The 23736-nt window shown below is 45.6% G+C and carries 20 protein-coding genes and 2 tRNA genes; 18 read left to right on the top strand and 4 right to left on the bottom strand.

Features of this window, described 5'->3' with window-relative positions:
- Window positions 1-2: 2 nt before the first annotated feature.
- Genes rlmB through DXD06_RS12585 form a run of 3 tightly spaced genes read left to right on the top strand, consistent with a single transcriptional unit; the run spans window position 3 to window position 2026 of the window.
- A complete protein-coding gene (rlmB, locus tag DXD06_RS12595; RefSeq protein WP_055263321.1) occupies window positions 3-773 on the top strand; it encodes a 23S rRNA (guanosine(2251)-2'-O)-methyltransferase RlmB in 771 nt (256 codons plus the stop codon).
- A 7-nt stretch (window positions 774-780) separates the two neighbouring features.
- A complete protein-coding gene (locus DXD06_RS12590) occupies window positions 781-1368 on the top strand; it encodes a sigma-70 family RNA polymerase sigma factor (RefSeq protein ID WP_117832207.1) in 588 nt (195 codons plus the stop codon).
- 4 nt (window positions 1369-1372) lie between these two features.
- Entirely contained in the window at window positions 1373-2026 is a 654-nt protein-coding gene (locus DXD06_RS12585; protein ID WP_055066874.1) for an adaptor protein MecA, read from the top strand.
- 101 nt (window positions 2027-2127) lie between these two features.
- On the opposite strand, the gene DXD06_RS12580 is transcribed toward DXD06_RS12585, so the two are convergent.
- A complete protein-coding gene (locus tag DXD06_RS12580; protein WP_022046063.1) occupies window positions 2128-2487 on the bottom strand; it encodes a response regulator in 360 nt (119 codons plus the stop codon).
- Window positions 2488-3069, bottom strand: coding sequence for a chemotaxis protein CheC (locus tag DXD06_RS12575; protein WP_022046064.1), 582 nt, complete (start codon window positions 3067-3069; stop codon window positions 2488-2490).
- A 162-nt stretch (window positions 3070-3231) separates the two neighbouring features.
- Here DXD06_RS12575 and DXD06_RS12570 point away from each other — a divergent pair, with 162 nt between their 5' ends.
- The 4 genes from DXD06_RS12570 to DXD06_RS12555 all read left to right on the top strand — a co-directional run bounded on the left by DXD06_RS12570 (window position 3232) and on the right by DXD06_RS12555 (window position 7026).
- Window positions 3232-5151 carry a BMP family ABC transporter substrate-binding protein gene (locus DXD06_RS12570; RefSeq protein ID WP_117832205.1) on the top strand — a complete coding sequence of 640 codons (1920 nt, stop codon included), beginning with the start codon at window positions 3232-3234 and terminating at the stop codon, window positions 5149-5151.
- A complete protein-coding gene (locus DXD06_RS12565; RefSeq protein ID WP_117832203.1) occupies window positions 5148-5738 on the top strand; it encodes a metallophosphoesterase family protein in 591 nt (196 codons plus the stop codon). Before DXD06_RS12570 ends, DXD06_RS12565 begins: the two co-directional genes overlap by 4 nt.
- A gap of 233 nt (window positions 5739-5971) precedes the next feature.
- Window positions 5972-6043: transfer RNA gene (locus DXD06_RS12560), tRNA-Thr, on the top strand.
- 77 nt (window positions 6044-6120) lie between these two features.
- The gene (locus DXD06_RS12555; RefSeq protein WP_117832201.1) at window positions 6121-7026 is read left to right on the top strand and encodes a 30S ribosomal protein S1; all 906 of its coding nucleotides are present in this window, start codon (window positions 6121-6123) and stop codon (window positions 7024-7026) included.
- A gap of 77 nt (window positions 7027-7103) precedes the next feature.
- Here the strand turns inward: DXD06_RS12555 and DXD06_RS18190 are convergent, their stop codons facing one another.
- Window positions 7104-7829: a lytic transglycosylase domain-containing protein gene (locus DXD06_RS18190; RefSeq protein WP_117832200.1), complete on the bottom strand. Its 726-nt coding sequence runs from the start codon at window positions 7827-7829 to the stop codon at window positions 7104-7106.
- Between the two features lie 161 nt (window positions 7830-7990).
- Between DXD06_RS18190 and DXD06_RS12545 the strand changes: the two genes are divergently transcribed.
- Entirely contained in the window at window positions 7991-9259 is a 1269-nt protein-coding gene (locus tag DXD06_RS12545; protein WP_022046069.1) for a diaminopimelate decarboxylase, read from the top strand.
- Window positions 9260-9400: 141 nt separating this feature from the next.
- On the opposite strand, the gene DXD06_RS12540 is transcribed toward DXD06_RS12545, so the two are convergent.
- A tRNA-Leu gene (locus DXD06_RS12540) sits at window positions 9401-9484 on the bottom strand.
- A gap of 151 nt (window positions 9485-9635) precedes the next feature.
- Between DXD06_RS12540 and DXD06_RS12535 the strand changes: the two genes are divergently transcribed.
- The 10 genes from DXD06_RS12535 to radA all read left to right on the top strand — a co-directional run bounded on the left by DXD06_RS12535 (window position 9636) and on the right by radA (window position 23362).
- Window positions 9636-9851, top strand: coding sequence for a helix-turn-helix domain-containing protein (locus DXD06_RS12535; RefSeq protein ID WP_022046070.1), 216 nt, complete (start codon window positions 9636-9638; stop codon window positions 9849-9851).
- 19 nt (window positions 9852-9870) lie between these two features.
- Window positions 9871-10149 carry a hypothetical protein gene (locus DXD06_RS12530; RefSeq protein ID WP_117832198.1) on the top strand — a complete coding sequence of 93 codons (279 nt, stop codon included), beginning with the start codon at window positions 9871-9873 and terminating at the stop codon, window positions 10147-10149.
- A 126-nt stretch (window positions 10150-10275) separates the two neighbouring features.
- Window positions 10276-12081, top strand: a complete 1806-nt coding sequence (locus DXD06_RS12525; protein ID WP_243001071.1) for an LTA synthase family protein — start codon at window positions 10276-10278, stop codon at window positions 12079-12081.
- Between the two features lie 4 nt (window positions 12082-12085).
- A complete protein-coding gene (locus DXD06_RS12520; RefSeq protein ID WP_243001069.1) occupies window positions 12086-14644 on the top strand; it encodes a YfhO family protein in 2559 nt (852 codons plus the stop codon).
- Window positions 14601-15566 carry a glycosyltransferase family 2 protein gene (locus DXD06_RS12515; RefSeq protein ID WP_117832196.1) on the top strand — a complete coding sequence of 322 codons (966 nt, stop codon included), beginning with the start codon at window positions 14601-14603 and terminating at the stop codon, window positions 15564-15566. The genes DXD06_RS12520 and DXD06_RS12515 overlap by 44 nt, the downstream gene beginning before the upstream one ends.
- Window positions 15567-15656: 90 nt before the next feature.
- Window positions 15657-17408, top strand: a complete 1752-nt coding sequence (locus DXD06_RS12510) for a dockerin type I domain-containing protein (RefSeq protein WP_117832194.1) — start codon at window positions 15657-15659, stop codon at window positions 17406-17408.
- The gene (locus tag DXD06_RS12505; protein ID WP_117832192.1) at window positions 17398-19062 is read left to right on the top strand and encodes a cadherin-like beta sandwich domain-containing protein; all 1665 of its coding nucleotides are present in this window, start codon (window positions 17398-17400) and stop codon (window positions 19060-19062) included. The genes DXD06_RS12510 and DXD06_RS12505 overlap by 11 nt, the downstream gene beginning before the upstream one ends.
- 20 nt (window positions 19063-19082) lie before the next feature.
- Window positions 19083-21530 (top strand): ATP-dependent Clp protease ATP-binding subunit, encoded by a 2448-nt coding sequence (locus tag DXD06_RS12500; protein WP_117832191.1) that lies wholly within the window; start codon window positions 19083-19085, stop codon window positions 21528-21530.
- A gap of 44 nt (window positions 21531-21574) precedes the next feature.
- Entirely contained in the window at window positions 21575-21988 is a 414-nt protein-coding gene (locus DXD06_RS12495; protein WP_022046078.1) for a hypothetical protein, read from the top strand.
- Between the two features lie 3 nt (window positions 21989-21991).
- The gene (gene radA / locus DXD06_RS12490; protein WP_022046079.1) at window positions 21992-23362 is read left to right on the top strand and encodes a DNA repair protein RadA; all 1371 of its coding nucleotides are present in this window, start codon (window positions 21992-21994) and stop codon (window positions 23360-23362) included.
- The last annotated feature ends 374 nt before the right edge of the window (window positions 23363-23736 follow it).

The following is a 23736-nucleotide window of genomic DNA, read 5'->3' as shown; positions in this document are numbered from 1 at the left end:
TTATGGAAGACGAAAAGAAAACATTTACCGGAATGAAAGAAAATCATATTGAAGGACGCAACGCTGTCCTTGAGGCATTTCGTTCTGGCAGGACAATCGATAAATTATATGTTCTGGACGGCTGTCAGGATGGACCGGTCAGATCCATTACCAGAGAGGCAAGAAAGCACGATACAATCGTCAATTATGTGACAAAAGAACGCCTCGATCAGATTTCCGAGACAGGAAAGCACCAGGGTGTGATTGCTGTCAGTGCAGCATATGATTATGCCAGGGTGGAAGATATTCTGGCACTTGCAGAAAAAAAAGGAGAACCACCGTTTATCCTGATTTTAGACGGAATCGAAGATCCACATAATCTGGGGGCAATTATCCGTACCGCCAATCAGGCAGGGGCACATGGTGTAATCATTCCAAAACGCCGTGCCGTAGGACTGACACCGACCGTCGCACGTACATCGGCAGGTGCGGTTAATTATGTACCGGTAGCAAAAGTGACAAATATCTCCAATACCATGAAAGAACTCAAAGACCGCGGTATGTGGTTTGTGTGTGCGGATATGGATGGAACCTTAATGTACGATATGGATCTGACCGGACCGATCGGTCTGGTGATCGGAAATGAGGGAGATGGAGTCAGTCCACTCGTAAAGAAAAACTGTGATATGGTGGCTTCCATTCCAATGAAGGGAGATATTGATTCCTTAAATGCATCGGTGGCTGCAGGAGTTCTCTCGTATGAGATTGTGCGTCAGAGGATGAAGAAGGGATAAGAAAAGAATGAAGTATGATGCTTGTACGGATGAGGAATTGATTGAAAGACTCCGGCAGGGAGAAACAGAGATCACGGACTATATTCTCGAAAAATATAAGCCGCTTGTCCGCAAATATGCCAATGCCATGTATCTGATCGGAGGAGAAACCGATGATCTGATTCAGGAAGGCATGATTGGATTGTTTAAGGCCATCCGGGATTTTTGTCTGGACAAAGACAGCAGTTTTTTCCATTTTGCAGGGTTGTGTATTCACCGTCAGCTGTATTCTGCAATAGAGGCATCCAACAGAAAAAAGCATCAGCCTTTGAATTCCTATTTATCTTTTTTTGAGCAGGGGGCAGAAGGCAGTATTGGGTTTACCAGCAGCCCGGAGCAGCTGGTGATCGAACAGGAAGTGTCCAGGGAGTTGTGGAACCGGGTGAACAGCCGGTTAAGTTCGATGGAAAAACAGGTGTTGCAATTTTATCTGGACGGAAATAACTATATGCAGATCGCAGGGCTGATGAAGAAAAGCCCGAAATCTGTCGACAATGCATTACAGAGAATACGTCAAAAGATCAGGCAGATGAATCATCTGGAGGAAAGAGGGTGAGCGTATGAAGTTTTCAAAAATTGGAAAACATACCATTCGTTGTGTAATATCAGAACAGGAAATTCAGGATCTGGGATACACCATTGAGGAAATTATGAGCAATGGGGAGCGGACGCAGGAATTTATGAACCAGATTTTTGATATGGCAGAACAGAGTTTTGAGACAAAATTTGAACTGGGCATCAAGACAGTGCGTGCTGATTTTATGTCAGACCATACGCTGGCACTTACGTTTTCGGAGCATCCGGGGTCGGATGAAATGATGGAGCATCTGAAAGATATTGTCAATGGACTAATGAATGCAATTCCACAGCAGAAGTGGGCACAGATTAATGAAGCACGGCAAAACGAGGGAAATCCGGATCAGGTTCCTGTTTATGCCACGATTGTGTTTGCGGATTTTGATAGGCTGCTCCGTTATGCAAAAAACATTATGCCACCGGATCTGCCTACGGGTCAGCTTTATAAATACGAGGATCGCTATATGCTGATCCTTACATTTTCCGGTATGGAAGAGGGCAGTTTAAGGAGACTCTCGAATCTGACGGATGAATATGCACAGGATATTCTTGTTGGAGCGGAGCGGAAAGCGTTCATACAGGAACACGGCATCTGTATTTTGAAAAATGATGCCCTGCAGCAACTCCGGCAATTGTAAAAGAACTGTATTTTGTCAGAAAATAAGAATAGACGATTACAAAAACAAGAAATAGAAAAGGAGCATCCATATATGGTGCTCCTTTTTTAATATGATAAGATTTATCCTAATACTTTTCGGATGGACTCTAATACACGGTCTGCCTGAAATGGCTTAACAATGAAATCCTTTGCGCCGGACTGGATTGCCTCAATAACCATGGACTGCTGTCCCATTGCAGAACACATAACGCATGTAGCGTTTGGATCAGCTGCTTTGATCTCCTTGAGTGCCTGAATACCGTCTTTGTTTGGCATCGTGATGTCAAGAGTAACCAGATCTGGTTTCAGCTCGTTATACTTTGCAACGGCCTCTACACCGTCTGCTGCTTCACCAGCGATCTCAAATCCGCCCTTTGTCAGAATGTCCTTGAGCATCATTCGCATGAATGCTGCATCATCAACGATTAATATCTTTGCCATTTATATATCCTCCTGTTTTAAAATCTGTTTTACTATGCTGATAGGGTATAACTGTATCAGCTCGCTATCGATCAGGTCTTCCACGGTCAGTCGAAAAGTGACCTTGACGATATCCGTTCCATTACATAGTTCATCCGGAATCTCGAAAGTCTTGCGATCCTTTGAATTGATAAGCGGAAATCCAATATCTGTCGGCCTGGATAACAGTGACGCCATAGATGTGGCAATGGATCCACACATCTGGTTCATGGCTTCTGCAATTGCTGATAACGTGAGATCATCGAGCTGCAGATTGGAAAGATTACGACCGTCACCGCCCATCATAAGACTTGCAATGACCAGCGCATCCTGAACATCCAGTACCATAAGATTTGTCCCGTCTAAGCCGCTTGTGTATGGAACTTTGACCAGAATATGGTTGTCACTTTCCAGCGTGTTTTCTTTGTCCAGTACTTCTACAAGCGGAGTGGTAATGTTTGTTGAACGGTTGATGATCATACTGAGGGCGGTAGCCGCAGTACCTGTACAGATATTTGCAACTTCACCGATGATATCAGCCTGTTCTTTCGTGATATTCTCCATAGAATTTCCTCCATAGTACCTATTACTACATTTGATTATAGCAAATTTTAGCACATAAAGAAAGAAAATCTTTGCTTTTTTTCACTTTTCATTGGTATCATAACACAGATGTGGTAAAATTGGAATAACAAAAACATGGAATAATCGTAGAAAGGAGAAAAAATGGGAGATATCGAATATCAGGAAGCACTCAAACTTGGAAAAAAAGAATATAAGGCATGTGTTTCGCAGGGGCGCTTTCCCTATCTGCCGGTTCTGGATGATATTTTATCCAGAGAAAATATCCAGACGGAACAGAATATGGGGCTGATGCAGATACCATTGGATTTTGTGGTTGGTACGGCGACGAAAGGAAGAACGTATTCTTTTGCAGCCAATTTTATGCCGATCCTCGATGTGGATACAGAGTTTGCATTCAAATGGACCGCGCTGTCCGATGCACAGGTAAACGAAGGCATCCGGGATCCGATTATTGCTTATGAATATATGAACCGTTATTATGTGGTGGAGGGAAACAAGCGTGTCAGTGTACTGAAGTATTTTAAGGCAGATTCCATTGTCGCCAACGTGACACGTAAGATTCCAAAGTATTCCGAGGATGAGGACGTAAAATTATATTATGAATATATGAAGTTTAATCAGATTTCGGGATTGAACAATATCGAATTTTCCAAAACCGGTATGGCGGATAAACTGCTTGCACTGATGGGATCCACTGCCATATGGGATGCGGATACCCGAATGGAATTTAACAGTCTGGTTAATCATTTCACAAAGGCATATGAGTTCCGCGGAGGGCGCAAACTGCCGATCCGGGTGGGGGATGCGCTGACTGCATTTATCAATGTATACGGTTACCATACGGTTCTTGGCATGTCGGATGATGAGCTGAGTTTAAATATTGTGAAATGCTGGAATGAGTTTGTCATGCTCACAGAGAAACAGAGCGTTGGTCTGGTCATGGATCCGCTGGCGGCAGAAGAGCGTAAGGGAAGAAGCATCTTCAGTTACTTTATGCCATCGTCAGCAAAGAAATTTACCGTGGCATTCCTGTATCCAAAATCACCGGATACATCCGACTGGATTTATGCGCATGACCTTGGGCGCAATTATCTGGAAGAGACGTTCCCGGATCAGATGAAGACCATCTGTGTCAATGATGTGACGGAGGAACGCACGGAGCAGGTGCTGAATGACGTGATCCGTCAGGGGGCAGATATTATATTTGAGGTGGCACCGCAGATGATGAAAGACAGTCTGAAAGTGGCTGTGGATCATCCGGATGTAAAGATTTTAAACTGCAGTCTGAATACTTCGCATAAGTATATCCGCACGTATTATGCCCGGATGTATGAAGCAAAATTCCTTTCGGGAATGATTGCGGGGGCACTGGCAGAAAATGACAGGATTGCATATATTGCAGATTACCCGATATACGGAATGATCGCAAATATTAATGCCTTTGCGCTGGGAGCAAGTTTTACCAATCCACGGGCAAGGATTTATCTTGCATGGTCCACCAGTGAAAATTATGACAGGGAACGGTTCTTAAAGGACAACAATATTCAGGTGGTATCGGATCAGGATATGATTACACCGCGCGATCCGGGCAGGCAGTTTGGGCTGTATGAGTGTTCGGAGGATGGAAGGAAACTGAATCTGGTGATGCCACTCTGGAACTGGGGTGTATTCTATGAAAAAATGATCCAGAGTATTCTTGCGGGATCTTACCAGTCGGAAGAAAATTCTGAGGGCAGGGCACTCAACTACTGGTGGGGAATGTCTGCGGGTGTGATTGACCTGATCTGTTCGAAGAATGTACCGACCGGGGTCAAGCGTCTGGTGGATCACTTAAAGAGTGATATTAAAAAGGGAGATATTGTGCCGTTTTACGGAGAAATCCGTGCACAGGACGGGACACTCAAAAACAAGAAGGATAAAGCCATGAAACCGGAAGCCATCATGGAGATGGACTGGCTGACAGATAATGTCATTGGGGAGATACCGACAATGGGAGAATTACGTGCAGAGGCACGTCCGGTTGTCCAGATAAAAGGTGTAGAGGAAAAAATGAAAAAATGAAGATACTAGTAATAGCAGATGAAGAATCTCAGAAAATCTGGGATTTCTTTCGAAAAGAAGACTATGCGGATATTGACCTGGTAATTTCTTGTGGTGACCTGAAAGCAGATTATCTGTCATTTATCGCAACGATGATTGCAGTTCCGGTATTGTATGTGCATGGAAACCATGATGATAAGTACAAAAGAAAGCCCCCGGAGGGATGTATCTGTATTGAAGATACCGTGTATATGTTTCATGGGATAAGGATTCTCGGACTGGGAGGATCTTACCGTTATAAACCAGGGGTGAACCAGTATACGGAAGTGCAGATGGAACGCCGCATCCGGAGACTTTTCTGGAAAATACGCCGAAAAGGGGGCATTGATATTTTGGTGACACATGCCCCGGCAGGCGGTATGCATGATGGGGAAGATCTTTGCCATAAAGGGTTTGATGCATTTTATCGTGTGATTAACAAATACCATCCGAAATATTTTGTACATGGACATATGCATATGAATTATGGAAGGGATATTCCGCGGGAGGATTTCATCGGAGATACCAAAGTGATCAATGCATATGAGAGATATGTAATTGAAATTTAAAAATTGTCTGATAACCACGCGTTATACTGTCAGGCTTTGCACTGCGGTGCAAATGATTGCATGATTACAGCCCTGACCCATAGGGGCATGTTTTCCGGGCTGTAATCATTGCGGATCACATCAGGGGAAAACGGCAACACGCTGGGAACTGTAATCTGATAAAATAATTAAAAAATTCTTGACAATTTAGAAAATACCATGTATGATGTAGGAGTTGACGCGGTCAACGAGATGCTGATGTGGCTCAGAGGTAGAGCACTTCCTTGGTAAGGAAGGGGTCACGGGTTCAATTCCCGTCATCAGCTCGCTTCATAAAACGGTGGAATCCTTTGGGGTTCTGCCGTTTTGCAATTTTTCAGATATTTTAAAGGAGGTTTTGCAGATGGAATCAATGAAGGATTATGAAAAGGAGCTGGAACGTTCTTTCCGCACGATTAACGAAGGAGATATTGTCAGTGGAGCTGTGGTAGCAGTAACCGATGAAGAAGTGACACTTGACCTGAATTATTATGCACCGGGAATTATCAAAATTGAAAATCTGAGCAATGATCCGGATTTTCATGCGAAGGAAGAATTACAGCCGGGAGACATCATCGAGGCAACGGTTGTGCGTACAGATGACGGACACGGAAACATCGAATTGTCGAAAAAGGAAGCAAACGAAGTGCTTGCCTGGGATAAACTCAGGGAGATGATGGAGCAGCAGACGGTTGTGACTGTCCGGATCAAAGAGAGTGTGCCGAGTGGTGTGGTTGCATTCTTAGAAGGAATCCGTGCATTCATTCCGGCATCCCAGTTGTCCGCAGATTATGTGGAAGACACGGATGCATGGATCGGAAAAGATGTGCGTGTCGTTGTGATTACCGTAGATCCTGAGAAGAATAAACTGGTATTGTCCGGAAAAGTTGTGGCAAGACAGGAGCGCGAGGAAGAAAGAAATCATCGGATTGCCATGCTTGTGCCTGGATCTGTGGTAGAGGGAACCGTAGAATCCATTATGCCATACGGAGCATTCATCAATATCGGGAATGGCATCAGCGGTCTGGTTCATATTTCACAGATCAGCCAGAAGCGGATCTCTTCCGTTCATGAAGTTTTAAAAGAGGGACAGAAAGTAAAGGCGAAGATTTTAAATACCAACGATGGAAAAGTCAGCCTGAGCATGAAAGCGCTGGAAGATATTATGGAAAAGCCGCAGGAGGAAGAAGAGGCAGAGGCAATCGAGTACAGCTCAAATGAAACGGCCGGAACAAGTCTTGGAGATCTTCTTTCCAAATTCAAATTATAATCAGATTTTCTTTAGGCAGTAAAAAACCCGTGAAGATGAACAGCAGAGCGTTCGTCTTTACGGGTTCTTTTTAGAAATTAAGCGTTGGAATTCTGATAATAACCAAGCACCTTTTTGACATAATTTTGTGTTTCCTTAAACGGTGGAATCCCACCGTACTTGTCGACATTTCCACCACCGGCATTGTATGCGGCAAGCGCAAGGGAAACATCTCCGTTGTATTTCTTTAAGTTCTGCGCCATCAGTTTGGCACCACCCATAATATTTTCCTGTGCATCGTATGCATTTGTAACACCAAGTCCTTTTGCGGTGGACGGCATCAGCTGCATGACACCCATGGCACCGGCAGAGCTGGTTGCGGATGGATTGAAATTGGATTCCTGCCTGGCAATGGCTTTGAGCAGGTTGATATCCACACCGTATGTTTCAGAAGCTTCTTTGAAATATTCTTCGAGGTTCTCCGGAGAAGAAACACTGCCGGAGGAGGTGGTACTATTTGTTGCAGAAGAACTGGAAATTGCCGGGGTATCCGTGACCGGAGACGTATCAACCGGTGCATCGGTCTGCGGGGTAAATCCAAGGATCTGCTGTACCGTATCCAGGGAAACGGCACCACTGTTGCTGGCGGCAAGCAGTGCGTCCACTGCCATGGCCTGTACGCTGCGCTCAGCGGAAGCCAGACATTCCTTAAATGTGGTGACGGCTTCATCCGTATTTTTCGGTGTCTGTATATTGGCAGAAGCTGCTTCCTGCAGCCTGGCTGTCTGTGTCTGATCAATATAAGGTAAAACTGTTACACCCATGATTTTCCTCATCTTTCGTTCGCTTAATCTAACATTCGATCATGCATATCATATCATAATCTGTGGAAAAATAAAAGGAAAAGGCGAAAATTGCTTGAATTTGTAATAGAGTTGTTGTAGCATAACATCAGACGAAAAAGTGTAGATAAAGGAGCCAGATTATGGAGAAAAAGCCGTTTGTAACAAAGAGTCAGGTGGAGGAGATCGTCAAAACATACCCGACACCGTTTCATTTATATGATGAAAAAGGCATTCGTGAGAATGCAAAAAAAGTAAAGGAAGCTTTTGCATGGAATCCGGGATTCCGCGAGTATTTTGCAGTGAAAGCAACCCCAAACCCATATATCTTAAAAATTTTACAGGAATATGATATGGGATGTGACTGTTCCTCTTACACAGAACTGATGCTTGCAAAGTCCTGTGGATTTGACGGAAAGCATATTATGTTTTCTTCAAATGATACGCCGGCAGAGGAATTTGCCTATGCGGATGAACTTGGGGCAATCATCAATCTGGATGATTTCACCCATATTGATTTCTTAGAAGAAACGATCGGTCATATTCCGGAGACCATCAGCTGCCGTTACAATCCAGGCGGAGTATTTGAACTGAGCAACGGAATCATGGACAACCCTGGAGATTCCAAATACGGCATGACAAAGGATCAGCTCATCGAAGCGTTTAAGATTTTAAAGGATAAGGGAGCAAAGCATTTCGGTGTCCATGCATTTCTTGCCAGCAATACCGTCACAAACGAATACTATCCGAAGCTTGCAGGAGAACTGTTTGAACTGATCGTGGAATTAAAGGAAAAGACCGGATGTGATATCAGATTCGTAAATCTTTCCGGTGGTGTGGGAATCCCTTATACACCGGACAAGGAGCCGAATGATATCGCTGTCATCGGAGAAGGTGTGCACAAAAAGTTCGATGAGATCTTAGTTCCGGCAGGACTTGGGGATGTATCCATTTATACCGAGATGGGACGTTTCATGCTCGGACCTTACGGATGCCTTGTGACGAAGGCCATCCATGAGAAACATATCTACAAAGAGTATATTGGTGTGGATGCATGTGCAGCAAACCTGATGCGTCCGGCAATTTATGGGGCATATCATCACATTACGGTTCTTGGAAAAGAAAATGCACCATGCGATCACGTGTATGATGTGACAGGAAGTCTTTGCGAGAACTGCGATAAGTTCGCGGTTGACCGGAAACTGCCAGAGATCGACATGGGAGATTATCTTGTGATCCACGATACCGGAGCACATGGATTTTCCATGGGATATAATTACAATGGACGTCTTCGTTCTGCAGAATTACTGCTCAAAGAAGACGGAAGTGTGAAGATGATCCGCCGTGCAGAGACACCGGAAGATTACTTTGCAACATTTGACTGTTTTGATGATATCAGGATCACAAAATAAAAGAGTTAGGATGTACAGATAAAATAACAGAGGACGCAAATCCCGGGGAAAACGGGATGCGTCCTCTGTTGGTTTAAGAAAACGATGTGCCGCAAAAAGAAAGACCTCAGATTTCCGATTGGAAACCTGAGGTCTTTTATATGCCGGCAGTGGGACTTGAACCCACACGATGTTGCCATCAACAGATTTTGAGTCTGCCTCGTCTGCCAATTCCGACATGCCGGCGCGAACAAATATTATATTAACATATGAAAGACGCATTTGCAAGCCTTTTTATGATTTCGGGAATAGGACTTTTGGTTCATTGACAGAAGTTATCATATATGATAACTTTAGAATACATGAGCACGATTTATAAAGGTGTAAGGGGGCGGATATGCAGGAACATAATCACGCCAGACAGGAAATTGCAGCCCAGCTTCGGCAGGTGCGAAAGGAGCAGGGGATGACACAGGAACGGCTCGCAGAAAAAGTCGGTACCAGAAAGTCAAATATTTCCCGTCTGGAGAGCGGGAGATATAATCCGAGTCTGGACTTTCTGGAAAAAGTTGCAGGAGGACTTGGCAGGGAGATTGAGGTAAAAGTCACGTGAGGAGGAAGATGCAAAAAGCATGACGATGAAACTTGGAAATTATAAGGATAACGACGTGGAACTGTGCCGTACCACCAATTCCAGAGTGAGTACACATACGGCGGAGGCACTGCTTGAACAGCACATTCCATTTACAAAGAACAGTAAAAAGATTCCTTTTTTCAAGAGGGAAACCTACCAGGGGGCAGATACCCTCTGGGTGATCACCATCAATCCACGCAGATACGGGCAGGCACGCCGCGTGATCGATGGTATGGATCGTGCATACCGGGAGCGTCTGGTGTTATCCAATTACTAGAATGAAATTATGATAAAAATGTGAAATGCGTTTTAAAAGCAGAATGAGTGTGGTAAAATTCTATTCAGATAAAATCGTATGAAAGCGATGGAAATGGAAGGAATGGAAGGAGCCATACTCATTTTTATGTTAGGGAACATGGAGCAGACAGTCGCACGCAAGCAGACAAAAAGGGAGAAAAACAACGCACAGAAACGGACAGAAGGGTGGAAACAGAAGGGCATATGGCTGTTATGGTATGCCGTGGTTCCGGTGTTTGCTTTTTACCTGATGGAGTGTTATGAACACAATCCGTTTGCGGAAGTGCGTGTGGGAGCACAGCTTTTTAATATTTTTTTGTTTGAGCTGATCGGATGGATGTTATATTTTCTGACCGGAAGAATGTGTTTTGCGTCCAGAGTGCTGTACGGACTTGCTGTGGCGTTTGGAATTACCAATCATTATGTGATGAAATTCCGTTCCACACCGTTTGTTCCGTGGGATCTGTTTTCGGCTGGAACAGCAGCCAGTGTGGCTGGAAACTATGATTTTACACCGGACCGGCGCATGGTGATTGTTACACTTGTTTTTATTGCATTATTTGTGCTGACCCGCCTTTTTAAAAAAGGCCCGCGTTTTTCCTGGAAAATAAGGCTGGGGAGTATCGTACTGGTGGGACTGGTATTGTGTACATTTGTCAATGCCCTGCAGCAGGAATCGTTTCAGACAAAACATTATCTGTATCCGTTTCTGTTCACACCGGCATATATGACAAAAGTAAATGGCATGGCGGTGACCTTTGCCATGGATCTTGCCTATGTGGCAGTGGAGCGTCCGGCAGGATACGATGCGGATGAAGCAAAAGAGACGCTGGCGAAATACGAAACGAAAACAACAGAAACCGACACACAGGATCTGCCCAACATCATTGTCATCATGGATGAGGCATTTTCGGATTTAAAAGTGCTGGGACCGTTAGAAACCAATGAGGATTACATGCCGTTTATGCACCGGATGCAGCAGGGGGAGAAAAACACGGTCACGGGATATGTCCAGACATCTGTGTGTGGGGGAAACACTGCGGATTCGGAATTTGAATTTCTGACAGGCAATACGATGGCATTCCTTCCGAACGGAAGTATTCCGTATCAGCAGTACATCAAGAGCAGGACACCGTCTTTAGCAGGTTATCTGAAATCCTTAGGATATGCGACCTATGCACAGCATCCGTATCAGGCCAGCGGATGGAACCGGGATAAAGTGTATCCTCTGCTTGGATTTGACAATCTGGATTTTATGGAAGATTACAGGGATGTCTCCTATGTGCGCAATTATATCAGCGATGCATCGGATATGGAGCACATTATAGAAACTTATGAGAAAAACAAAGCCTCTGGCAAACCGGCCTTTATTTTCAATGTGACGATGCAGAATCATGGCGGATATACCGATACCTATATGAATCTGACGAATGATATCCAGTCACAATATGCCAGCGAACCGCTCAATCAGTACCTGACACTGATCCACAAGACCGATCAGGCACTCGAAAATCTGATTGATTATTTTTCCAAAGTGGATGACAGGACGATCATCGTATTTTTCGGGGATCATCAGCCGAATGATACAGTGGCTTCTGTCGTGGAAAACGGGGCACAGGTAGAGACACAAAAACGTTATCTCGTACCTTATCTGGTGTGGAGTAATTATGGGATCGAGGGAGCGAAAGATAAAAATACGAGTCTGAATTATCTTGCGGCGCAGGTACTTACCGCAGCAGGAGTGCCGACGAATGCATACCAGAATTACCTCTTAAGTCTGAGCAAAACTTACCCGGTGATCTCAGAAGCGGGGCAGACAAAAGGGATCGGAGCCGATGAAAAACAGCTTCAGACTTACAAGAAGCTTCAGTATTATCAGTTGTTTGAAAAAAACAAGGAAAAGGATGAGTAAGAACATGAAAAAAATGATTTCGCGGATGGTGTCGCACCGGTCATTTCCTTATGTGATGGCATTTCTTATGCCATTTATAATCTGTGTGGTCATCTGTATCGGAAACGGGGTATATCCTTTCGGGGATAACTGTATTCTGCATATTGATATGTATCATCAGTACTGTCCGTTTTTTACAGAGTTTCTTCATAAATTAAGAACCGGCGGAAGTCTGCAGTATTCCTGGAACCTGGGACTGGGATCGGATTTTGTTTCCCTGTATGCCTATTATCTGGCGAGTCCGCTTAATTTTCTGATCGTGCTCTGCCCGAAACATTATGTGATCGAGTTTATGACGATACTGGTGCTGGCAAAGATTGCCCTGTGCGGACTGACTTTTTTCTTATTCTTAAAATATCATTTTCATCTGATTGGAAAAGACTCAAAACTCCATAAAAATCAGGTGATTCCGGCACTTGTATGTTCTACGGCATATGCATTGTCCGGATTTGTGGCAGCCTACAGCTGGGATATCATGTGGATGGACTGCATCCTTCTTTTTCCTCTGATCATGGTGGGACTGGAAAAACTGGTACGGGAGCAGAAACCGGGACTGTATTTTGTGACACTTGCATTGTCAGTGTTTGCAAATTATTACATTTCCATCATGATCTGTATCTTTCTGGTGTTTTATTTTATTCTTCTCTTTTTTACGCAGAAAGGAGGAAAACTGAAAGCATTTTTACGGTTTGCATGGTATTCCCTGCTGGCAGGGTCTGTCTCGATGGTACTGCTATTGCCGGAGATCGCCGTGCTTTCTGCTTCCGGGTCTGCTGAAGACAGCTTTCCGAAAACGCTGGAGTGGTATTTTTCTGTTATTGCGGAGCTGGGGCGTGCGGCAGCCGTCACTACAAGTTATACGGGAAATGATCACTGGCCGAATCTGTATGCCGGGGCATTTACCCTGGTACTGGTATGGCTGTATGTGCTGAACCGCAGAATCTCCTGGAAGGAAAAAGTTCCGCGTATGCTGATGCTTGTCTTTTTCCTTGTGAGCTTTGCGGATAATCAGCTGGATTATATCTGGCATGGTATGCATTTTCCGCAGGCGTTGCCGGGCAGACAGTCGTTCCTTTATATTTTTATGCTTCTGGTCATGGGATTTGCAACGATCCGCAAATGGAAAGGAACCAGGCGCTGGCATATCATTATAGCAGTGCTTGCCGCACTGACACTGATGGTTCTCTCCGGATATTACGGGGATGAACTGGTGACGGAGTACATGGCAGTTGTGATTACCATGCTGTTTATCCTAGTTTATGGAATCCTGCTTCTTTTGCTTAAGATTGCCCCGAAGAAAATGCGGATAGCCCTGCGGGAAGCTGCCTTTTGTGTTGCCATTGCAGAACTGGCAGTCAATATGGCGGTAACCGGGCTTGGCGTTACCAGCCGCGTGGCATATACGGATAAACAGGGGTACTACGAAGATCTGCTGCAACAGGCAAAAGAGGATAACGGAAATGACGGATTTTACCGGGTGGAGGACAGCGGGCGAAAAACCAAAAACGATGACAGCCTGTACGGATACCGTTCTGCGACGGTCTTTTCTTCCCTGATGAATCTGGATGTCAGCCATCTCTTCCAGAGCCTGTATATGGAGGGAGGAAAGAATTTCTACTGTTATAATGGTGCTTCTCCGCTTCCGTCAGCTATGTTTTCTGTGAAATATATGCTTTCTTCCAATCCAGAGGATGAAAGTCCATTGCGGACATTTGTGGGAAGCAGCAATGGAAATTATCTTTATCGGAATAACTACTGCCTGCCACTTGGCTATATGATGAGCGAGAAGGCAATCCGTGGCTGGGAATCTTCCATGCTTGATAGGATCGGTTCCCTGAATTCCCTGGCACAGCAGCTGGGCGCAAAAGGAGACATGCTTTATCCGGCAGCCTGTACACAGTCGCAGGCAGCCGGGGATACGACAATTGATATATCCGAGGATGGATATTATTATGCGGATTATGTGACCTGCAATGCAGATTCCCTGACGGTATCAAGAGATGACGGATGGACGCAGCAGTATGGAAAGACCACACACCGGTATCTGCTGGATCTAGGAGAATGCAAAGCCGGAACAAAGATCCATATTACCAATCTCAATGCAGAAACGATCGAATACCATGTGTATCGCCTGAATTTCAAGGCCATGTGCACTGCGTATGAGACGCTCAGCGAACAGACCATGTCACTCGAAAAAATGACAGATCGCAGGATCGTTGGAAGTATCGATGTCAGACAGGCGGGAAGACTGATTCTGTCGGTACCGGCAGATGAGGGATGGACGTTGTATGTAGATGGGAAAAAGACGAAAATAAAGCCTTTCGCAGATGCACTCATTGGTGTACACTTAAAAGAAGGAACGCACAAAATCGAGCTGCGTTATACCACACCGGGCGTACAGATCGGAGCTGCCATCAGCATAGCTGCGCTTCTGTTATTCCTGTTTAGTATGTGGATAAGATATAAGACAAGGGGGAAACATGGGGAAAAAATGCATCAGTATCGTCGTACCGATGTACAATGAGCAGGAATCTCTGCAGATTTTGTACCGGGAATTAAACCGCGTGACACGGGAAATGGGCGATTATGATTTTGAATATTTATTTGTCAATGACGGATCGAAGGATGCAACACTGCAAAAGATCCGGGAACTTGCAGCAGAAGATGAGCGCGTGCACTATCTTTCTTTTTCCCGCAATTTTGGAAAAGAAGCGGCGCTGCTGGCAGGATTGTCCTATGCAAAGGGGGATTATGTGACGACGATGGATGCGGATCTGCAGGATCCGCCATCGCTCTTGCCACAGATGGCTGCGATGTTAGAAGCCGGAGACTGTGACAATGTGGCAACCCGCCGGGTGAACCGGCAGGGAGAGCCAAAGATCCGTTCGTTTTTTGCACGCATGTTTTATAAAGTTATGCGGAAACTTTCCCACATTGAGATTGCAGACGGGGCAAGGGATTACCGTCTGATGAACCGTGCAATGGTAGATTCCATTCTTTCTGTCAGTGAATATAACCGGTTTTCCAAAGGAATCTTTGCCTGGGTCGGATATGATACCAAGTGGCTGGAATTTCAAAATGTAAAACGTTCTGCGGGAGAAACCAAGTGGAATTTCTGGAAACTTGTGCGCTATTCGTTTGATGGGATTATCAATTTTTCGGATGTTCCGCTGAAGATTTCCTCGTATCTGGGGCTGGTGCTCACCGTGGTTTCTTTTATTGCAATCATCGCGGAAATCGTACGCGCATTGGTATTCGGGGATCCGGTTGCCGGCTGGCCGTCGCTGGTATGTATCGTGACATGCATTGGCGGAATCCAGCTGTTTTGTATGGGAATTATGGGACAGTATATTGCAAAAACCTATATGGAAGTCAAAAGACGTCCGCATTACATCATAAAGGAGAGTAACTGTACCCGGAACAAAAAGAACAACGCACAGAATTGACGCAGATATGCTTTTTCTATATAATGATACAGAAAGACTGCACTGCATTTGGGATGCCGCGCAGTCAGATCATAACAGGTGAGGAAGAATATGCGAAAGATAAAACGCTTTTTGAGTGCCCTGCTTTGTGGGGCAATTCTTATAACAGGAACACTTGCCGGAGTCAGTGTGCGTACAGATGCAGCAGCCAGCAGTTATGCCGTGCAGCTGCGTGCGGCAGGATTTCCGGAGAGTTACATCAGTGCACTTTCCGCACTTCACACAGCATATCCGCAGTGGCAGTTTCAGGCGGTTAAGACCGGGCTTGACTGGAATACCGTGGTCAGCAAAGAGAGTGTAAATGGAGTCAATCTTGTTCCGAAGACCGGAAATGACGCAACCAAATCCACCGCAGACGGTGCATATGACTGGACCACCAATGTGTGGACGGTCTATGACGGATCTTCGTGGGTCGGTGCTGATGCAGACTATATCGCTTATTATTTAGATCCACGGAATTTTCTCAATGAAACCGATATTTTTCAATTTGAAAGTTTAAGTTTCAGCAAGGTGCAGACCAGGCAGGGAGTTTCTTCTATCCTGAAAGGAACCTTTATGGAGAATATGGTTGAGGACAGCGACGGATCTGCGCTGGATTATGCGCAGGCATTTATGGATATCGGTGAGGAAACCGGGGTCAGCCCGTATCATCTTGCATCCAGAGTGCGTCAGGAGCAGGGACTGAAAGGAACCAGTTCACTGATTTCGGGAACTTACAGCGGATATGAGGGATACTATAACTATTTTAATGTGGGAGCAGCAGGCATTACCTCCACACTGGTTATCAAAAACGGACTGGCATATGCAAAAAAAGCGGGATGGAATACCCGTTATGCAGCGCTCGAAGGAGGAGCGAAAATTCTGGCGAAAAACTACATTGGTGTGGGCCAGGATACGTTGTATTTCCAGAAGTTTAATGTAGTAAACAAGAAGAATCTGTACAGCCACCAGTATATGGCAAACCTTGCGGCTGCTTACAATGAGGGCAGAAAACTTGGACAGGGGTATGCGGACAAGCAGCAGGCATTTGTATTCCGTATTCCGGTTTATTCCGGTATGCCGGCATCTGCAGTGACATTTACAGCCAGTGGAAATCCGAATAATTATCTGAAATCGCTCAGCGTAACCGGACAGATACTGACACCGGTATTTCGCGGGGACACGACTTCGTATTCCCTCGTCGTGGACAGCAAAGTTTCCTCCGTTACCATAAGTGCATCACCGGTAGCTGCGAAATCTTCTGTGACGGGAACCGGCACCAAAAAACTTCAGACGGGAACCAATACGTGTAAAGTTACCTGCAAATCGGAGAGCGGAGCATCCAAAACCTATACGCTTACCATTGTAAAGAAAGCTGGTGCAGCGGCAGAGACCGAGAAGACTTCCGTGACTTCGAAAACATATCAGTTGAAAAACAAAATGGTTACGGGGATTGCGCCGGGAACAAAGGCGGCAACATTTTTGAAAAAACTTAAAGTGACCGCGGGAACGGTCAAACTGTTCAGTGCATCCAAAAAGAGTGTTACCGGAATCGTTTCAACCGGCAATGTTCTGCAGGTGTATGACAGCAAAAACAAGAAAATTTCTTCCTATACGCTTGTGATTTATGGAGATGTAAACGGAGATGGAAAGATCAACAAAACAGATCTGAACCGTTTGAACAGGCATCTGAATGGTACCCAAAAGCTTACCGGATGTTATCTTAAGGCCGCAGATACAAACCGCAAAAAAGATGGGGTCAATGTGCTTGATCTGGTATATCTGAACAAACATCTTCAGGGGAAGATCACCATTGGGCAGTAAAAGAAAGGCAGAACATATGAGACAAAAAAGCAAAGCAAAAGGAAAACGGATACTGGGAGTGGTACTGGCACTGGTATTTCTGATCAGTTGTATCATGACACCGGATGTGCATGCACAGGCGGAGAGCATGATCATTGCTTTAAGCGCCAGATCCGTGAAAATAGGAGATACTCTGGCAGTGACAGTGACACTTCCGGCAGGGGTGACGGGAACGGTAAATCTGACATATTCCAAAGATCTTTTTACTTATCAGTCAGCAACAGCGGAAACCAGTGTAAATGCAGGCACGGTTTCTATGACTCTGGGAAGTTACGGTTCCGGAAACAAACGTGCAAGCGGAACTGTTAAATTTAAAGCAGATGCGGCGGGAACTGCAAGTTTTGCCGCATCCGCACCATCTGCGGGCAATCAGGAAGGGGACCGCGTGGATGTGGGAGGTGCAAGTGTATCTGTAGCTGTTGAAAATTCGGCAGCGGCAGCAGATGACAAATCAAAAGACAATACGCTGGCATCCCTGACGATTTCCGAAGGAACCCTTTCTCCGGAATTTCAGTCGAAAGTTACCGAATATCAGGCAAAAGTGGGAGATCAGGTGACATCTCTGGCAGTCAGCGCACAGCCAAATGATGCTAAGGCATCTGTGATCTCGGTCAGTGGGGCAGACAAACTGAAAACCGGTGTAAATAAAGTACAGATCGTCGTGCAGGCGGAAAATGGTGTGAAAAAGACCTATACCATTCAGGTGACCAGAGGAGCTGCGCAGCAGGAATCACAGGATACACAGCAAAAAGGAGAGACACAGGCTCCGGCAGACGGGCAGCAGTATTTTACGATTGACGGAACAAATCTCTATCTGACAGACAGTATTCCGGATCGCTATGTTTTGGATGGCTTTGTCAAAGATACAGTGACTTTGTGGGAAAATCAGTATCCGTGCATGCGCAAAGACGGAATAGACACACCGCTGAGACTTTTGTATCTGGTGGATGAAAACGGACAAAACGGTGCTTTGTATATGCTGGATCTGGATGATCCGGAAGAAATTTATCCGTTTGTATGTATGAACTATAACCAGTATAAGCATACCATAGGGGAAGAGACAGCATCTGCAGAAGCTTCTACCCAGGAAGGGGAAACGGGCCTGTTCCAGAGTACGGAAAGCCAGATGCGGCTGATTCTCTGTGCGTTCGTTGTGGTTGTACTGATTCTTCTGATTATCATAGTGGTTCTGATCGTCAAAAGAAAAAAAGATGATGACGATCCTTATGATGATTTTTATGACGATGATGATGACGATGAGGATTACGATGATCCGGACGATGAAAAACTGTATGAAACGGATGATCCGGATGACACCGGGATATCCAAGCGTTACGGAAAGGAAACATTCCGCAAAAAAGGCGGATTTATGCATAAACTGTTAGAGGGTATGGAGGATGATCTGGACGATAATCTGGAGGATGACCTGGATGATCCGGAAGAAGATACCGATGACAGGGAAAAAGAGCGGGAGGACCATTACCGGGATGCAGATGATGAAGATATCATGCTGCAGAAAGAACTGGCAGAAGAAGTTCGAAGCTCCATGCTCGGAAGAAAGAAGAAAACAACCAAAAAAGATACCGATGACGATATTGAATTTATTGATTTGTAGAATTGTAACAGGAGGTATAAATTTTGATTCCATATACAGATAAGGCGAAAAAAGCTCTGAATTATGCGAACCGCCTTTCCCGTTCGTCCGGCTGCAACTATGTCGGAACCGAACATATTCTGGCGGGGCTGCTCAAGGAAGGAACCGGTGTAGCAGCAGAAGTACTGACAGCCAATAATGTGGAACTGGAAGCGCTGCTTAAGCTGATTGATGAACTGGTTGCGGCAGGTGAGGAGGTGACGGTGGCAGACCGTGACGGATATTCTCCGCGTACCCAGATGGTGCTGGATCGTGCCAGGGAGATGGCAGACCGTTTTGACAGTGAACGGATCGGAACCGAACACCTGCTGCTTGCCATCATAAAAGAGGGGGATTGTGCAGCTTCCCGGCTTTTAAATACAATGGGAGCCAACCCACAGAAACTTTTTGTGGATATTCTTGCTGCGATGGGAGAGGACCCGGCACAGTACCGGGAAGAAATCCAGCGTGGAAGAAATGAGGAGGCAACACTTACCCCTACGCTCGATCAGTATTCCCGCGATCTGACAGCTATGGCGCGGGCCGGACGGTTAGACCCGGTAATTGGTAGGGAAAAGGAAACCGAACGGGTGATCCAGATCCTGTGCCGCAGAGGCAAAAATAATCCGTGTCTGATCGGAGAGCCGGGTGTCGGTAAGACAGCGATCGTTGAAGGAATTGCACAGAGTCTGGTAAACGGAAACGTACCGGATATTGTGGCAGATAAACGTCTGGTATCTCTGGACATGTCCGGACTCGTTGCAAAATCCAAATACCGCGGGGAATTTGAAGACCGTATTAAAAAAGTGATAAATGAAGTGGAAACGGCTGGGAACGTGCTGCTGTTTATTGATGAACTGCACACGATTATTGGCGCAGGTGGAGCAGAAGGTGCACTGGATGCGTCCAATATTTTAAAACCGGCACTTGCACGCGGAGATGTGCAGGTGATCGGTGCAACCACGATCGAAGAGTATCGCAAGTATATTGAAAAAGACGCAGCACTCGAGCGGCGGTTCCAGCCGGTACAGGTGGAGGAACCGACAGAGGAAGAATCCATTGAGATTTTAAAAGGGCTGCGAAAGCTGTATGAAAAGCATCATCATGTGCAGATTACGGATGAGGGAGTGGAAGCATCCGTGCGTTTATCTGCCCGTTATGTCAATGACCGTTTTCTGCCGGATAAGGCGATTGATCTGATGGATGAGGCAGCTGCTAAGGCGCGGCTGGGAATGATGCACGGTTCTGACGATATGATGCAGTTAAACCGCGAGATCCATCAGACGGAACTGGATATGGAACATGCGCTGCAGGAGGGAGATATCGAGAAAGCCCGCACATGGAAAGAGACACGGGAGAACCTGCAGGCATCTAGGGAAAAACTCGAAAAAAAGAACCGCCGCGTATCCAAAAACAAAGTTCCGGTGGTGGGCGAAAATGAGATTGCCGATGTGGTGGCTGGATGGACAAAGATTCCGGTCAGCCGTTTGACAGAAAGCGAGGCATCCCGTCTGCAGAAACTGGAAGAAACGCTGCACAAGCGTGTGATTGGACAGGAAGAAGCGGTATCCGCAGTTTCCAAGGCTGTCCGTCGCGGACGCGTGGGACTCAAAGACCCGAAGCGTCCGATCGGTTCGTTCCTGTTTTTGGGACCTACCGGTGTCGGAAAGACGGAAGTTTCCAAAGCACTGGCAGAAGCTGTATTTGGAAATGAAGACTCCATGATCCGGGTAGATATGTCGGAATATATGGAAAAACACAGTGTATCCAAAATGATTGGTTCCCCGCCAGGATATGTGGGCCATGAAGATGGAGGACAGCTTTCTGAAAAAGTCCGCAGAAATCCGTTTTCTGTGATTTTGTTTGATGAAATTGAAAAAGCCCATCCGGATGTGTTTAACATCTTACTTCAGGTGCTGGATGACGGGCATATTACAGATTCCCAGGGACGCAAAGTAGATTTCAAGAATACCATTATCATCATGACCAGTAATGCGGGCGCACAGTCGATCATCGAGCCGAAGAAGCTTGGCTTTGGTGCAAAAGAAGATGAAAAGCAGGATCACGAGCGGATGAAAGCCAGCGTGATGGAAGAAGTCAAACGTATTTTTAAACCGGAGTTTTTAAACCGTATTGATGAGACAATTGTATTCCGTGCGTTGAACAAAGACGATATGAAAAAAATCATCGGTATTATGGTGCGTGATTTACAGAAACGCTGTAAGGAACAGTTGCAGATCGATCTGGTGGTACGGGAAGCTGCAAAGGAATCTATTGTTGAAAAAGCTTATGACCGCAAATACGGTGCCAGACCTCTGCGCAGAAAACTGCAGGATGAGGTGGAAGACCGTTTGGCAGACGCACTGATCCGTGGAGAAATCCATACCGGGGACCGTGTGATCGTGACGACGAAGAACAAGGAAATCATTGTATCAAAAGATAAAAAGTGATATAATTTAAGAACCAAATAATCAACCACACAGGAGGAAAAATCATGGCTGCAATCAGTGAATTAATTCGTACGGAAGGAAACGGAACCCTTAGTTTCGGCGATTACACTCTGGGAGCGAAAGCAAAGCTTGATAACTACGAATTTCATGGAGATAAATACAAAGTAAAAACGTTCAAGGAGATTACAAAGCTGGAGCGTAACGGACTGTTTGTATATGAATCTGTACCGGGTACAGCTGTCACCAATTTTACAGAGGATGAGAATACTGTCAGCTTTACGGTAGAGGGACCGGAAGATGCACAGATCACATTGGAGCTGGCAGAAGAGACAGAGTACGAGATTGATATCGATGGCAAGTCTGCAGGAACAATGAAGACCAATCTTGGAGGCAAATTAAGCCTGAGCGTAGAATTAGAAGGAGCAGATGCGGTAGCAATCCGCGTAGAAAAGAGATAACATATGGCAAAAGCAAAAACCAGTGCGTTTTTTTGCCAGAATTGCGGATATGAATCATCCAAATGGATGGGCCAGTGTCCGGCATGCAGAGAGTGGAACACGTTCGTAGAGGAACTGGTGGACCGGAAAGCACTCAGTACTTCCGGAAAAATAAAACCAGCGACAGAAGCGAAACCTGTTCCGCTTTCTGCAATAAAGACATCGGATGAGGAGCGGATTTCCACATCCATGCCGGAGCTGGATCGTGTATTGGGCGGGGGAGTTGTAAAAGGCTCCCTCGTTCTGGTTGGAGGAGATCCGGGAATCGGTAAATCAACGCTTTTATTACAAGTCTGCCGGAATCTGTCCGGGCAGAATCTTTCGGTACTGTATGTGTCCGGGGAAGAGTCCCTGCAGCAGATCAAACTGCGTGCAGAGCGGATTGGCACGTTCAGTGATCATCTGGAACTGTTGTGTGAGACCAGTCTGGACACCATACGCACGGTAATTGAACGGAATAAGCCACAGATTGTGGTGATCGACAGTATCCAGACCATGTATAACGAAAACGTTTCCTCGGCGCCTGGCAGCGTGTCACAGGTGCGTGAGTCTACAGGTGTTCTTATGCAGATCGCAAAAGGAATGGATATCTCGATCTTTATTGTCGGGCATGTGACAAAGGAAGGGGTCGTGGCAGGTCCACGTGTACTGGAACATATGGTGGATACGGTTCTTTATTTTGAAGGAGACCGTCATGAAAGCTACCGGATTCTGCGTGGCGTGAAGAACCGTTTTGGCTCCACGAACGAGATCGGTGTTTTTGAGATGCGCACAGAGGGACTGGTTGAGGTGGAGAATCCGTCCGAGTATATGCTCAGCGGAAAACCAAAGGATGCTTCCGGTTCTGTCGTGGCATGTTCCATCGAGGGTACCCGTCCGATTCTTTTGGAGATTCAGGCGCTGATCTGTCACAGCTATTTCAACAATCCGAGGAGAACTGCGACCGGAACGGACTTTAACCGCGTGAATCTGCTGATGGCAGTTTTGGAAAAACGTATTGGAATGCAGTTGTCGGATTGTGATGCTTATGTAAATATCGCGGGCGGAATCCGTATGAATGAACCGGCAATTGATCTGGGAATTGTGCTTGCCATTATGTCAAGCAAACTGGATCTGACGATTGATGAGAAGACCATCTGTTTTGGCGAGGTGGGATTAAGCGGGGAAGTGCGTGGTGTAAGCATGGCAGAACAACGTGTGGCAGAGGCAGCCAAACTTGGTTTTGAAGTATGCATTCTGCCAAAAGTATCCCTTCCTTCTGTAGGGAAGAAGTATGCAATGAAGCTGATCGGGGTGGCAAATGTCAGGGAGGCACTGGATGCAATTCAGGCGTAGGCTATGTGATATGAATTTCTTGTATTGTGTGAAAAATAAAAAGCATGATATAACAATTTTAGAATACAACATAAATTGTCTGAATATAATTTAATTTGTAATTTCTGATTGACAAAATTCGAGCTGGGTGGTATTATAACAAAGCTGACTCGTGCAGAGCAGTTCTGATCGGATAAAGCCAAGTGATATTGAGCTCCGACAGAATAAATTGCCGAGAAAAAGTTGTTGACAAAAAGCGACAGACATGATAAGATATCAGAGCTGCCGCGAAAGAACGACAACAAAGAAAAATAAAAAAGTTGTTGACAACGACTTGAGGATATGATAAAATATACAAGCTGTTGGAAATAACAACAACGAACATTGATAACTGA

The organism is Roseburia sp. TF10-5 (genome assembly GCF_003462365.1).
Lineage (GTDB): Bacteria > Bacillota > Clostridia > Lachnospirales > Lachnospiraceae > Roseburia > Roseburia faecis.
Note: the sequence above shows the minus strand (reverse complement) of the source record. Positions and strands in the feature narration are given on the sequence as shown.